Raw genomic sequence first — 12410 nt, forward strand, 5'->3', positions numbered from 1 at the left:
CCACTTCTCACCAGACTCTCTGTGAACGGATTCCCCATGCTCTCTCTGGAAACCGCGGCCACCGCGGCCTATGTGGTCGCGGCGCTGCTGTTCATCCTGGCCCTCGCGGGCCTGTCGAAACACGAAACGTCCAAGGCCGGCAACACCTTCGGCATCGCGGGCATGGCGGTGGCGCTGGTCGCCACGGTCGTGTTGGCCATCGGCCGCGATATCCAACCGCTGGGTCTCGGGCTGCTGGTGGGCGCCATGGCCATCGGCGCGGCGATCGGTCTGTGGCGGGCCAAGATCGTCGAGATGACCGGTATGCCCGAACTCATCGCGCTGCTGCACTCATTCGTCGGCCTGGCCGCCGTGCTGGTCGGCTGGAACGGTTACCTGCACGTGGAGGCCCATCCGGACGGTGCCGAGGCCGCGCATCTTGCCGGCCAGGGCATGCTGGGCATCCATTCTGCCGAGGTGTTCATCGGCGTGTTCATCGGCGCGGTGACGTTCACCGGGTCGATCGTGGCGAACCTCAAGCTGTCGGCCCGGATCAAATCCGCGCCATTGATGTTGCCGGGCAAGAACTTTCTGAACGTCGGCGCGCTGGTGGTGTTCATCGCACTGACGGTCTGGTTCGTCATCGAGCCCCAGCTGTGGCTGCTGGTCGTGGTGACCGTGCTGGCGCTGCTGCTGGGCTGGCATCTGGTCGCCTCCATCGGCGGTGGCGATATGCCGGTCGTCGTCTCGATGCTCAACAGCTACTCCGGCTGGGCCGCCGCGGCATCGGGCTTCCTGCTGGGCAACGACCTGTTGATCATCACCGGCGCGTTGGTCGGCTCCTCGGGTGCGTTCCTGTCCTACATCATGTGCAAGGCGATGAACCGCTCCTTCATCTCGGTCATCGCAGGCGGTTTCGGTATCGAGGCCGGCCCCGCCGAGGACAAGGATTACGGCGAACACCGCGAGATCACCGCCGAGGGCGCGGCCGAACTGCTGTCGAACGCATCCTCGGTGATCATCACACCGGGCTACGGCATGGCCGTCGCCCAAGCCCAGTACGGGGTCGCCGATCTGACCCGCAAGCTGCGCGAGCGCGGGATCGACGTGCGCTTCGGCATCCACCCGGTCGCGGGCCGGCTGCCCGGACACATGAACGTGCTGCTGGCCGAGGCCAAGGTGCCCTACGACATCGTGCTCGAAATGGACGAGATCAACGATGATTTCGACGGCACCTCGGTGGTGCTGGTGATCGGGGCCAATGACACCGTCAACCCGGCCGCCTCCGAGGATCCGGGGTCACCGATTGCCGGTATGCCGGTGCTCACCGTGTGGAATGCCGACAACGTCATCGTGTTCAAGCGCTCCATGGCGTCCGGTTACGCGGGTGTGCAGAATCCGCTGTTCTTCCGGGAGAACACCCAAATGCTCTTCGGTGACGCCAAGGACCGCGTCGACGCGATCAACGCCGCGCTGTAACCACTCGGCCCGGGGCACAGTTCACCGAAAGCCACGACATGGTCGCCAACCTCCGGGGATGGCGACCATGTCGCTCCTGCACCCGGGTCAGGCCCGCAGACCGTCGGTGAGGAGTGTCGCCAACTCGGTGTAGGCCTCAGCATCGCTGAGCCCGGTGGCCGCACCCACCTCGCGCTGCTGGATGCGCACCATCATGGTGGCGATGAGATCTCCGGCGAAGGCGGCGTTGACCGAGCGGAACGCTCCCGCGGCCACCCCCTCCTCGATGAGCCGGCGCACCCGTTCCGCGGCGGCCGCGGTGTTGGCTTCGTAGACCTCGCGCGCCGGAGCGAACGCGTTCATGTCCGCCATGAACGCCTCGGACGCCACGGCCAGCTCGGCGCCGACCGCAGTCAGATACGCCGCCACGCGATCGCGTGGGTTGCCCGTCCGCGCCAGGTTGGTTTCCACCGTGATCGTCGCCCGCTTGAAGAAGTGCACGGTGACCCGGCGCACCAACTCATCCTTGCTCGATGCCAAGGCGTAGAGCGTGGTCTTCGAGCAGCGCAACCGGGCGGCGATCTCGTCGAGCGTCAGGTGGCCGAATCCCTCGGCAAGCATCAACTCCAGCAATTCGTCGAACAGCCGGATCTGTCTGCGGGTGGCGAAACCACTCTCGACCAGCTCGGACATCCTGCGATAGTACTTCAGGAGTTCTTCCAGTACTCTTTTGACGATACTGCGAACCGCGCCACAGTACTGTTTCGAGAGGTGACCCCGTGCCCGTCGACCGCCTGCTCCCCTCCGAGGATGCCGCCGAACTGATCGCCCTCACCCGCGACATCGCGGACAAGGTGCTCGACCCGATCGTGGACGAGCACGAGCGCACCGAGACCTACCCCGACGGGGTCTTCCCACAACTCGGGGCTGCCGGGCTACTCAGCCTTCCTCAGCCCGAGCAATGGGGCGGCGGCGGACAGCCCTACGAGGTGTACCTCCAGGTGCTCGAGGAGATTGCGGCCCGTTGGGCCACGGTGGCGGTGGCCGTCAGCGTGCACAGCCTGTCCACCCATGCGCTGTTGTCCTTCGGCACCGAGGAGCAGAAGGGCCGCTGGTTGCCCGGCATGCTCTCGGGCGACCAGATCGGCGCCTACAGCCTGTCCGAACCGCAGGCCGGTTCCGATGCGGCCGCGCTGCGCTGCGCCGCGGCCAGGGACGGTAACCACTACGTGCTCAACGGATCCAAGGCGTGGATCACCCACGGCGGCAAGGCCGACTTCTACACCCTGTTCGCCAGGACCGGCGACGGTTCCAAGGGCATCTCCTGCTTCCTGGTGCCCGGCGATCTGGAGGGCCTGAGCTTCGGTAAGCCCGAGGAGAAGATGGGCCTCCACGCCGTGCCGACCACTGCGGCGTTCTACGACAACGCCCGACTCGATGCCGACCGGTTGATCGGCGCCGAGGGACAGGGCCTCTCGATCGCCTTCTCCGCACTCGACGCAGGCCGACTCGGCATCGCCGCGGTCGCCGTCGGAATCGCCCAGGCCGCACTCGATGAGGCCACCCGGTACGCCAACGAGCGAACCACGTTCGGCCGCAAGATCATCGACCATCAGGGACTCGGATTCGTACTCGCCGATATGGCCGCTGCGGTGGTGAGCGCGCGCGCCACCTATCTGGACGCCGCGCGGCGACGCGACCTCGGCCTGCCGTACTCGACCCAGGCGTCGGTGGCCAAACTGATCGCGACCGACGCCGCCATGAAGGTGACCACCGATGCCGTACAGGTTCTCGGCGGCGTCGGCTACACCCGCGACTTCCGGCCCGAACGGTACATGCGGGAAGCCAAGATCACCCAGATCTTCGAGGGCACCAACCAGATCCAGCGTCTGGTGATCGCCCGCGGGCTGACGGCCTAGCACTCGACCGCGCCCCGGTCGGACCCGTCTCACTGTGTAGTTGTCAAGGTGCGCTTGTTCTTTGGGGTGTCTTGGGGGTTATGCAGCTGCGGGTAGGTCGGCCATGGTGCGGCGGGTGTGGGAGCGCAGATGCTCCGGCTCGGGCCCGCCGGGTGTGCGGGGTGGGATGAACCAGGGGTGGCGGTCGCGGCCGAGATAGACCTGCCAGCCACCGTGATGGATCAGGCTGTGGTGCAACCGGCACAGCAGCACCCCGTTGCCTAAACTCGTTGCACCCCCGGCGCTCCAGGGTTGGATGTGGTGGGCATCGCACCACGACACCGGCCGCCCACACCCGGGATGGGCACACCCACCATCGCGGACGGCCAGCGCTTTACGGATCGCCGGAGTGAACAGCCTTTCCGCGCGCCCGACATCCAACGGCACCCCCGAGTGGTCGACGATCACCGACGTCAACGTCGCATCACAGCCGATCAACTCGGCGGTCACCCTGCTGACCGGCCCGCCGAACCCCAACCGATCCACCGATTCGTCATCGCTCACACCAGTGGCAACGGGCCGGATCAGGGTGACGTGCGGGAGCACCCCACCGGACATCGGACGCCTCGACTGCGACAAATAGGTGCGCAGCACCTGCCCCAACGCCTCGGCCCGCCGGGCATCAATGGACCGGGGGTCCGGGGACCCGTCGGGTAGCGGGACCGGTCGGCACAACGGATCCAACGCCGCACACAGCTCGTCCCCGGTCCCGACGTCCAGATCCAGGGTGGCCTCGAACCGGCCCTCAGCGTTCTGCACCAACGTCATCCCATTGAGCGCGGTGTCCTCGGCCACCGGCACCACCCGGTCGGCAGGGGCAAGACTCGCGACACGGTCGATGGCGATCGCCCGGGCCTTGGCCGCCACCTCGGCCGGGGAGGTCTGCACCATCAACGCACGCACCACCGCCGCCCGATCGTCCTCGGACAACGGTGCTCGCGACTCCACGTGCGCGACACCTTTGCCGACGGCGTCGGCGAACTCGATACCGATCCCACCCAACCGCTGCGCGATCGTCAGTGCAGGCAGCACAGCTGCCATCCGCCCCACCCGTACCGCCCGGGACGCCGCACCCGGCGACATCCCCAACAACCTCAACAGATCAGCCCCGGTGCGCAGGTGCCGCCGCCCCGGCACACCGGCCCGTTCGACCGCCGCCACCGCCGCGGCGATCACCAAGTCCAACAGATTCCGCGCCGACACCGCCGCAGCCAACACACCCAACAACGCCTCGTCATCGACCACCGGCCGCGGACAACCCACCAACCGCCCCAAAACCGGCCCCACATCACCCTCCGGCGGCACCGGAACAAGCTCATCGATCAGAGCGTCGACAAACGCATCAAGACAGCTGGCGTCCATAACGGATACCGACTTCCCCCACAGCACCCACCAAGGGGCACCACCCCACAAGCACAGCCCGCACGATCCCCCGGACAGGGACCGTCGAACCTCGCGGCGACCGGAGTCGCGGTCTGCGGCTCACCAGATGCGAGGGTCGGGAACCGCGGCGCATTCGAACTTATGTTCGAGTCTATGCCCAATGCCGAAGCTCCGCAAGGGGTCCGCACCACGGCATCGGCCACGGCGCAACCGCCTCTACACTCCAGCCATGGATCTCGACGAACTGCACTGGTTCGTGACGCTCGCCGAGACCGAGCATGTCACCGATGCCGCCGCCGAATTGGGCATCAGCCAACCGACCCTGTCCCGGGCGCTCGCTCGCCTGGAGGCGCGCATCGGAGCACCATTGTTCGACCGTGTGAACCGTCGCCTCCGGCTCAACGCCTACGGCGCCATCCTGCTCGATCACGCGCGCCGCAGCATTGCCGAAATCACCAGCGCCACAGAACGTATTGCCGCCCTGCGGGATCCCGACACCGGTACCGTCCGACTCGCCTTCCTACACTCACAAGCCGGCGGATTCGTCCCGGACCTCCTGCGCCGGTTCCGCGCCGAAGCCCCCAACGTGCAGTTCGAACTGTTCCAGGGTGCCACGCTCGACATCCTCGATCGGCTCGACAAGGGGCACGTCGACCTTGCCATCACCTCACCGCGGCCAGCGGGCTTTCCGTGGCGGGTGCTCTACGGCGAGCGCCTGTGCCTGGCCGTCCCCCGGGATCACCGGTTCGCCGGGCGCAGCCGTCTACGACTTGCCGACGCCGGCGGCGAACCCTTCGTTGCGCTACAGCCGGGATTCGGCCTGCGCCAGTTGACCGATGAGCTCTGCGTCGCAGCCGGGATCGCACCGACGATCGTCTTCGAAGCCATGGAGATCCCCACGGTCGAGGGCCTGGTGGCCGCGGGATTCGGCGTCGCGGTCGTCCCGCTTCCACACCCCGATCGCATGGACAGTGCAGCGGCCTACATCCCGCTGTCCGAACCCACCGCCAAACGTCAGCTGGGTCTGACCTGGCGACCCGATGGCGAACTACCGCCTGCGGCTACCAGGCTGGTCGAGTTCATCATGCACAATCTGCATGATCTGACAGCAGTTCATACATTAGACACATTGAGAAGACCCTCCTAGTCTCGCCTGGGTGACCACGACGCTGAGCCCCACCGACTGGCCGGGTCATCAGCGTGGTTCCAAGGAGTACCGACGACTGTTGGCCGCGTTGTTCTTCGGCGGTGTCGCGACATTCGCGCAGCTGTATTCACCACAGGCCGTGCTGCCCATGATCGCTGCCGACCTGGGCACCGGCGCCGCGCACGCTGCACTGCTCGTCTCGGCGGCCACGGTCGGACTCGCCGTCGGCGTCATCCCGTGGGCGGCGGTCGCCGACCGGTTCGGTCGGGTTCAGGCGATGACCGTTTCGATCACGGCGGCAACGCTTCTCGGTCTGCTCGTCCCGCTCGCTCCCACCTCGGACCTCCTGCTCACCGGCCGCTTCCTTGAGGGCCTCATGCTCGGCGGGGTACCGGCGATCGCCATCGCCTACCTGTCCGAGGAGATCGATCCCGGCCATGCCGCGCGGGCAGCGGGAAGTTACGTGGCCGGCAGCACCATCGGGGGCCTCAGCGGCCGGTTGGTCACCGGTCCCGTCGCCGAGTTCGCCGGCTGGCGCATCGGGGTCGTCACCGTTGCGGTGCTGTGCGCGCTGTCGGCAATGGCGTTCGTCAGGCTCGCCCCGCGGGCGCGCGGTTTCCGGCCGGCCCGCATCAAGGGGCTGGGTCGGCGGCTGGCCGAAAACCTGCGCTCACCGCAGCAACTCGTCCTCTACGGCCAGGGCTTCCTGCTGATGGGTGGATTCGTCGCGCTCTACAACTTCTTGGGCTTCCGGCTGGCAACCGCACCGTTCGACCTGCCCCAGACCGTCGTCAGCCTGGTCTTCCTGGCCTATCTGGCCGGCACCTGGGCGTCGGCGCGCGCGGGTGCCGAGGCAAGCCGGTTCGGGCGCAAACCGGTCCTGCTCGCCTCGATCGCCACCATGATCATCGGCACCGCGCTGACCATCAGCACCGAACTCGTCGTGGTGCTGGCCGGACTACTGATCGCCACGGCGGGCTTCTTCGGCGCGCACGCCATCGCCTCGGGGTGGGTGGGCGCCCGTGCCGGAACGGCCAAGGCGCAGGCATCGGCTCTCTACAACCTGTTCTACTACGCGGGATCCAGTGCGCTGGGCTGGTTGGGCGGTGTGGCATTCGACGCGGCCGGTTGGACCGCCGTGGCCGGATCGGTCATCGGCCTGGCACTGCTTGCCGGGGCACTCGCCCTCACCACGCTGGAAAATCCATGCCGCACTCGACGTCCGGGCGGGGACCGACAAGGCGCCGCTGCGCCGCTGTGATGGCGACGTCGTCGATGGTCGCCTCGCACCGTGACATCTGCCCGTCGATGGGGACCCGCACGTTCACTTATCTAACCAAGTGGCATATCGTAGCGGCATGGACTTCGCGATGTCGGCCAAAGCAGCTGATTACCACAAGCGCCTCTCCGACTTCATGGTCGAGAATGTCTTCCCCGCCGAGGAGTCCTACCACGCCTACCGCGAGGAGAAGGGTCCCAAGGACCACACCGTGCCCCCGGTGGTCGAAGAGCTCAAGACCAAGGCCAAGGCCGCGGGGCTGTGGAACCTGTTCCTGCCCTCGGAGTCCGGGCTGACCAATCTTGAGTACTCGCCGCTCGCCGAGCTCTCCGGCTGGAGCATGGAGATCGCCCCCGAGGTACTCAACTGCGCCGCACCGGACACCGGGAACATGGAGACCCTGCACCTGTTCGCCAACGAGGCGCAGCGCACGCAGTGGCTCGAGCCCCTGCTCAATGGCGAGATCCGGTCCGCGTTCGCGATGACCGAGCCTGCCGTCGCCTCCAGCGACGCCCGCAACATCGAGACCACCATCCTGCGCGACGGCGGCGATTACGTCATCAACGGCCGGAAGTGGTGGATCACCGGGGCGTCGGACCCGCGCTGCAAGCTGCTCATCACCATGGGTCGCACCAATCCCGATGCGGCCGCACACCAGCAGCAGTCGATGATCCTGGTGCCCATCGACACCCCCGGAATCACCATCCTGCGCTCGTTGCCGGTCTTCGGCTGGCAGGACCAGCACGGGCACTGCGAGATCGTGTTCGACAACGTCCGGGTTCCCGCCGAGAACCTGCTGCACGAGGAAGGCAGCGGGTTCGCCATCGCCCAGGCGCGGCTGGGCCCGGGCCGCATCCACCACTGCATGCGCGCCCTCGGCGCGGCCGAACGGGCACTGGCTCTGATGATCGACCGCGTGCAGACGCGGATCGCGTTCGGCAAGCCGCTCGCCGAGCAGGGTGTGGTGCGTGAGTCCATCGCCAAGTCCCGCAACGAGATCGACCAGGCCAGGCTGCTGTGCGAGAAGGCCGCCTGGACGATCGACAAGGAGGGGAACAAGGCCGCCCACGTCCTGGTGTCGCAGATCAAGTCGGTGGCACCGCAGGTCGCCTGCGATGTGCTCGACCGCGCCATCCAGGTGCACGGCGGCGCCGGGGTATCCGATGATTTCCCGCTGGCCCGCCTCTACGGCTGGCACCGCGCGATGCGACTTTTCGACGGCCCCGACGAGGTGCACATGCGCACGATCGCGCGCGCCGAACTCGGCAAGGAGAAGTCGGCGTTCGCGGCGGCGGCCTGCCGCCCCTCGAACTCGCTGTGACACAGTAGAGATCGTGGAACTGACTGGAGCCTGGAACTTTCGCGACGTAGCCGAGTCCGCCGGCATTCGGCCAGGACTGCTGTTCCGGTCCAGTGAGTTGAGCAGACTCACCGACGAGGGCCGATCCACCCTGCTGGCGCTCGGCATCAACGATGTCGCCGATCTGCGGTCACGCCGCGAGCTCGAGCGGCGCGGCGCCGGCCAGGTGCCCGCCGGCGTGGCGCTGCATCACCTGCCGTTCCACTTCGAGGATGACGCCGCCCAGGATGCCCCGCATGAGGCGACCTTCCAGCGGGTGATGTCCGAATCCCCCGAGGGGGAGGACGTCGCCGATGCGGCCAAGCGCTATATGACCGAGGTGTACGAGGAGTTTCCCGCCCTGACCGGTGCGCAGGTGGCGGTCCGGCAGGTCATCTCGATGCTGGCCGACGGTCGCCCCGTCATCGCGCACTGTTTCGCCGGTAAAGACCGCACCGGCTTCACGGTGGCCACGGTGCTGGAGGCAGTCGGGGTGCCGCGCGAGGCGATCATGACCGACTTCCTGCGCAGCAACGACGCGATCGATCCGTTGCGGGACAGCATCATGGAATCGGTGAAGGCCCGCGCCGGCGAGGACCCGGCGGCGCTGACCTTCATCGAGGCGCGGCTCACCGACGCGGTGCTCGGGGTGCGCGAGGAGTACCTCGAGGCCGCGCATCGAGCCCGCGACGAGCGCTACGGATCGGTATCGGGCTTCCTGCAGTCCGCCGGAATCACCGATGACGAGCTGACCCGGTTGCGGTCTCGGCTGACTAACTGACCAGCACTCCGACCACCCAGGCGACCGTCGCGAGCAGTGCTCCGGTGAGCTCCACACCCACCGAGAGCGCGACACCCTTTAGCGCGTGCACCGTCGAAGCCCAGGCACGGGTCGGGTCGCGGCGGGTCGCCAGCTCGGCGAGATACACCCCCAGCACGAATCCGATCAGCAGTCCGATCACCGGGATGACGAAGAAACCCACGATACCGGCGAGCCCTCCGACGACCAGCACCGAGGTACGCACCTGGGCCCGTCGCATGCGCTGCACCGGCCAGGTGTACTTGACGATCTCGGACACCACGAACAGTGTCGCGGCGACGCCGAAGGTCGCCCACGAGGTCGTCGTGCCCTCGACATAGGCCCATACGCCGATCGCACCGATGACCAGCAGCCCTCCCGGCAGGATCGGCACGATGATGCCGACCAGGCCGACGGCGATCACCAACGCGACGGCCACGATGCCGAGCGTGCCCATGTTCAGGCACCCAGCCGGTGGGCGAGGTCGATGAAATCGTGTGCGATGACGTCGAATTCGCCGTCGTCGACCTCGGGCAACGGGCGGCCGGGCCCCTGTTCGAGCGGTCGCCTGACGTAACCGGTGCGCAGGCCACTGTCGCGTGCCGCGCGCAGGTCACTGGGATGACAGGCCACCAGCATCAGCTCGTGCGGCGCCACATCGAGCAGCCGTGCACAGCCGAGATACGCCTCGGGATCGGGCTTGTAGTGGCCGAACAGCTCGGCGGAAATGACGCAATCCCATGGCAACCCGGCGCTCTTGGCCATGTTCGTCAGTAGCGATACGTTGCCATTCGACAGCGTGGTGATCACGAACCGCTGTTTGAGGCGCTGCAATCCCGCCACCGAGTCCGGCCACGGGACCAGCCGATGCCAGGCCCTGTTCAGCTCGTCGACATCGGCCTCGGCCACCGCGGCGTCACCGAGCAGATCGACAAGGATCGTGCGGTGCAGATCGTCGATGCGGGTCCACGGCAACTCGCCGCGACGCACTCGATCCATCGCCGGGGCATAGCCGGCCCGCCACGCATCGGCGAACGACGCCCAATCCCGTTGCAGCCCATTTCGGGCTCCGAAGGATTGCAGCTCGGCGATGATGCTGGAACGCCAGTCCACCACCGTGCCGAAGACGTCGAACGCCAGTGCGCGCAGGCCGTGCACTACGGTTCCAGGACCAGCTTGCCGTGAATCTTGCCGTCCGCCAACGCCTGTAGTGCCGCGGCCCCCTCCGACAGCGGGTACCGCACCGGCGCCGGCGGGCGCAACCCATTCTCGACCAGCTTGGAAAGGCCGGCCGCCATCTCCGCACCCGCCCCGGGTGTCACCCTGGCGAACTCGCCCCAGCCGACTCCGACGACGCTGATATTGCGCAGCAACAACCGGTTGACCTTGACGGTGGGGATGCCGCCCGCGGCGAATCCGATGACCAGCAGCCGGCCTTCGGGCGCCAGCACCCGCACCGCATCATCGAACGCGTCGCCGCCCACCGGGTCGACGACCATGTCGACACCGCGGCCGCCGGTGGCATCGAGCACGGCCTGGCGCCATCCGTCGGCCAGCGGGAGCACGACATCGGCGCCGAGTCCGGCAACGAAATCCATTGCGTCGGGACGGTGCACCATCGCAACAACCTTGGCCCCGAGTGCCTTGGCCAACTGGATGCTGGCCACGCCGATGCCGCCACCGGACCCGAGCACCAGCACCGTCTCCCCGGCCTGCAACGCGCCGCGACGGGTCAATGCGAAGAACATCGTGGTGTAGTTGCCGAGCAGGCAGACCGCGGTGGCATCGTCGATGCCATCGGGTACCGGCTGCAGCGAGTCCGGCGCCACCGCGACCTGTTCGGCGTACCCGCCGATCATGGTGAACCCCGAAACCCGCTGTCCCACGGTGAATCCGGAATCGGCCGGCGCGGACCGCACGGTGCCTGCCACCTCGAGGCCGGGGGTGAACGGCGCCTCCAACCGGAGCTGGTACTCACCGCGGGTCAACAACAGGTCCGGAAAGCACACGCCGGATGCCCCGACATCGACGATGACCACGTCACCGCCCGGCACCGGATCATCGACATCGGTGTAGACCAGCCCGGCCGGCCCTGTGAGCTCCTGTGCTACAAGCGCTTTCATCCGAGCTTGAAACTGGCCTGCTGGGCAGCCGACAGATCGGTGATCTCGCCCCACTTGGCGGCCACATCGTCGACCGAAGGAACCTCACCGAAAGTGATGCCCTCGTTCTGGAACAGTGCGGTGCGCTGCACCTTGCCGCCGCCGACGATGAAGATCGAATCGGTGTCGGGCAGTTCCTCGGTCATCAGGTAGGCCACCACGGGAGCGACGTACTCCGGCGTGAGTTTCTCGAAGACCTCCGGGGGCAGGATGTCTTGCGTCATCCGGGTTGCCGCGATCGGTGCGACGGCGTTGGTCTTGATGTTGTACTTGGCGCCTTCCTGAGCCAGCGTGTTGATCAGGCCGACCAGGCCGAGCTTGGCCGCGCCGTAGTTGGCCTGGCCGAAGTTGCCGAACAGGCCGCTGGTCGAGGTCGCCACCACGACCCGGCCGAAGCTCTGCTCACGGAAGTGCGGCCACGCGGCGCGGATGACGTTGTAGCCACCGTAGAGATGCACCTTGAGCACGGCGTCCCAGGCCTCGAACGTCATCTTGTGGAAGGTGCCGTCACGCAGGATGCCGGCATTGCTGACCACACCGTCGACCTTGCCGAACTCGTCGATGGCGGTCTTGATGATGTTCTCGGCACCCTCGGGCTCGGCGACGCTGTCGTAGTTGGCCACCGCACGGCCGCCGGCCGCCTTGATCTCCTCGACCACCTGGTCGGCCATGTTGTGGCCGGCCCCGGTTCCGTCGCGGGATCCGCCGAGGTCGTTGACCACCACGCTGGCACCCTCGCGGGCCAGCGTCAGGGCGTACTCACGACCGAGACCACCACCGGCTCCGGTGACGACGACAACACGATCCTGCACTCCGGGCATGGGATTCCTCTCTCAACACGCTTGACTGGCTCAGCTGTCCAGACGATCCATCTCTGTATACGGCGCGAGACCGGGCCGTCGGGAC

At 67.3% G+C, this 12410-nt stretch carries 12 protein-coding genes; 6 read left to right on the forward strand and 6 right to left on the reverse strand.

Features of this window, described 5'->3' with window-relative positions:
* Window positions 1-36: 36 nt before the first annotated feature.
* Window positions 37-1458, forward strand: coding sequence for a Re/Si-specific NAD(P)(+) transhydrogenase subunit beta (pntB, locus tag FBY28_RS13560; RefSeq protein ID WP_141867544.1), 1422 nt, complete (start codon window positions 37-39; stop codon window positions 1456-1458).
* 87 nt (window positions 1459-1545) lie between these two features.
* Here the strand turns inward: pntB and FBY28_RS13565 are convergent, their stop codons facing one another.
* Complete coding sequence (locus tag FBY28_RS13565) at window positions 1546-2130, reverse strand: TetR/AcrR family transcriptional regulator (RefSeq protein WP_141867546.1); 585 nt, start codon at window positions 2128-2130, stop codon at window positions 1546-1548.
* A gap of 86 nt (window positions 2131-2216) precedes the next feature.
* Between FBY28_RS13565 and FBY28_RS13570 the strand changes: the two genes are divergently transcribed.
* The gene (locus FBY28_RS13570) at window positions 2217-3356 is read left to right on the forward strand and encodes an acyl-CoA dehydrogenase family protein (RefSeq protein ID WP_141867548.1); all 1140 of its coding nucleotides are present in this window, start codon (window positions 2217-2219) and stop codon (window positions 3354-3356) included.
* Window positions 3357-3434: 78 nt separating this feature from the next.
* Here the strand turns inward: FBY28_RS13570 and FBY28_RS13575 are convergent, their stop codons facing one another.
* Window positions 3435-4757 carry an HNH endonuclease signature motif containing protein gene (locus FBY28_RS13575; protein ID WP_141867550.1) on the reverse strand — a complete coding sequence of 441 codons (1323 nt, stop codon included), beginning with the start codon at window positions 4755-4757 and terminating at the stop codon, window positions 3435-3437.
* A gap of 250 nt (window positions 4758-5007) precedes the next feature.
* Here FBY28_RS13575 and FBY28_RS13580 point away from each other — a divergent pair, with 250 nt between their 5' ends.
* The 4 genes from FBY28_RS13580 (at window position 5008) to FBY28_RS13595 (ending at window position 9324) form a co-directional block, all read left to right on the forward strand.
* On the forward strand, window positions 5008-5925 hold the full coding sequence (locus tag FBY28_RS13580) for a LysR family transcriptional regulator (protein ID WP_141867552.1): 918 nt from the start codon (window positions 5008-5010) through the stop codon (window positions 5923-5925).
* 10 nt (window positions 5926-5935) lie between these two features.
* The gene (locus FBY28_RS13585; protein WP_141867554.1) at window positions 5936-7186 is read left to right on the forward strand and encodes an MFS transporter; all 1251 of its coding nucleotides are present in this window, start codon (window positions 5936-5938) and stop codon (window positions 7184-7186) included.
* Between the two features lie 97 nt (window positions 7187-7283).
* Window positions 7284-8525 (forward strand): acyl-CoA dehydrogenase family protein, encoded by a 1242-nt coding sequence (locus tag FBY28_RS13590; RefSeq protein ID WP_141867556.1) that lies wholly within the window; start codon window positions 7284-7286, stop codon window positions 8523-8525.
* A 13-nt stretch (window positions 8526-8538) separates the two neighbouring features.
* Window positions 8539-9324 (forward strand): tyrosine-protein phosphatase, encoded by a 786-nt coding sequence (locus FBY28_RS13595; RefSeq protein ID WP_141867559.1) that lies wholly within the window; start codon window positions 8539-8541, stop codon window positions 9322-9324.
* Here FBY28_RS13595 and FBY28_RS13600 read toward each other — a convergent pair.
* From FBY28_RS13600 to FBY28_RS13615, 4 genes are read right to left on the reverse strand one after another with little or no spacing between them, the layout of a single operon-like run.
* Window positions 9317-9799 (reverse strand): DUF456 domain-containing protein, encoded by a 483-nt coding sequence (locus FBY28_RS13600; protein WP_141867561.1) that lies wholly within the window; start codon window positions 9797-9799, stop codon window positions 9317-9319. The two genes, FBY28_RS13595 and FBY28_RS13600, sit on opposite strands and share 8 nt — an antisense overlap.
* Before the next feature lie 2 nt (window positions 9800-9801).
* Window positions 9802-10500 carry a haloacid dehalogenase type II gene (locus tag FBY28_RS13605; RefSeq protein ID WP_141867563.1) on the reverse strand — a complete coding sequence of 233 codons (699 nt, stop codon included), beginning with the start codon at window positions 10498-10500 and terminating at the stop codon, window positions 9802-9804.
* Window positions 10500-11465 (reverse strand): NADPH:quinone oxidoreductase family protein, encoded by a 966-nt coding sequence (locus FBY28_RS13610; protein WP_141867565.1) that lies wholly within the window; start codon window positions 11463-11465, stop codon window positions 10500-10502. Before FBY28_RS13610 ends, FBY28_RS13605 begins: the two co-directional genes overlap by 1 nt.
* Entirely contained in the window at window positions 11462-12325 is an 864-nt protein-coding gene (locus FBY28_RS13615; RefSeq protein ID WP_036462540.1) for an SDR family oxidoreductase, read from the reverse strand. Before FBY28_RS13615 ends, FBY28_RS13610 begins: the two co-directional genes overlap by 4 nt.
* Between the last annotated feature and the right edge of the window lie 85 nt (window positions 12326-12410).

The sequence above is a fragment of the Arthrobacter sp. SLBN-53 genome, from assembly GCF_006715585.1.
Classification (GTDB): domain Bacteria; phylum Actinomycetota; class Actinomycetes; order Mycobacteriales; family Mycobacteriaceae; genus Mycobacterium; species Mycobacterium neoaurum_A.

What these genes read in the sequence shown, in the direction of transcription:
- FBY28_RS13615 (WP_036462540.1), bottom strand. Translation starts at nt 12,325, where the DNA reads ATGCCCGGAGTGCAGGATCGTGTTGTCGTCGTCACCGGAGCCGGTGGT.
- FBY28_RS13590 (WP_141867556.1), top strand. Translation starts at nt 7,284, where the DNA reads ATGGACTTCGCGATGTCGGCCAAAGCAGCTGATTACCACAAGCGCCTC.
- FBY28_RS13610 (WP_141867565.1), bottom strand. Translation starts at nt 11,465, where the DNA reads ATGAAAGCGCTTGTAGCACAGGAGCTCACAGGGCCGGCCGGGCTGGTC.
- FBY28_RS13580 (WP_141867552.1), top strand. Translation starts at nt 5,008, where the DNA reads ATGGATCTCGACGAACTGCACTGGTTCGTGACGCTCGCCGAGACCGAG.
- FBY28_RS13600 (WP_141867561.1), bottom strand. Translation starts at nt 9,799, where the DNA reads ATGGGCACGCTCGGCATCGTGGCCGTCGCGTTGGTGATCGCCGTCGGC.
- FBY28_RS13575 (WP_141867550.1), bottom strand. Translation starts at nt 4,757, where the DNA reads ATGGACGCCAGCTGTCTTGATGCGTTTGTCGACGCTCTGATCGATGAG.
- FBY28_RS13565 (WP_141867546.1), bottom strand. Translation starts at nt 2,130, where the DNA reads ATGTCCGAGCTGGTCGAGAGTGGTTTCGCCACCCGCAGACAGATCCGG.
- pntB (WP_141867544.1), top strand. Translation starts at nt 37, where the DNA reads ATGCTCTCTCTGGAAACCGCGGCCACCGCGGCCTATGTGGTCGCGGCG.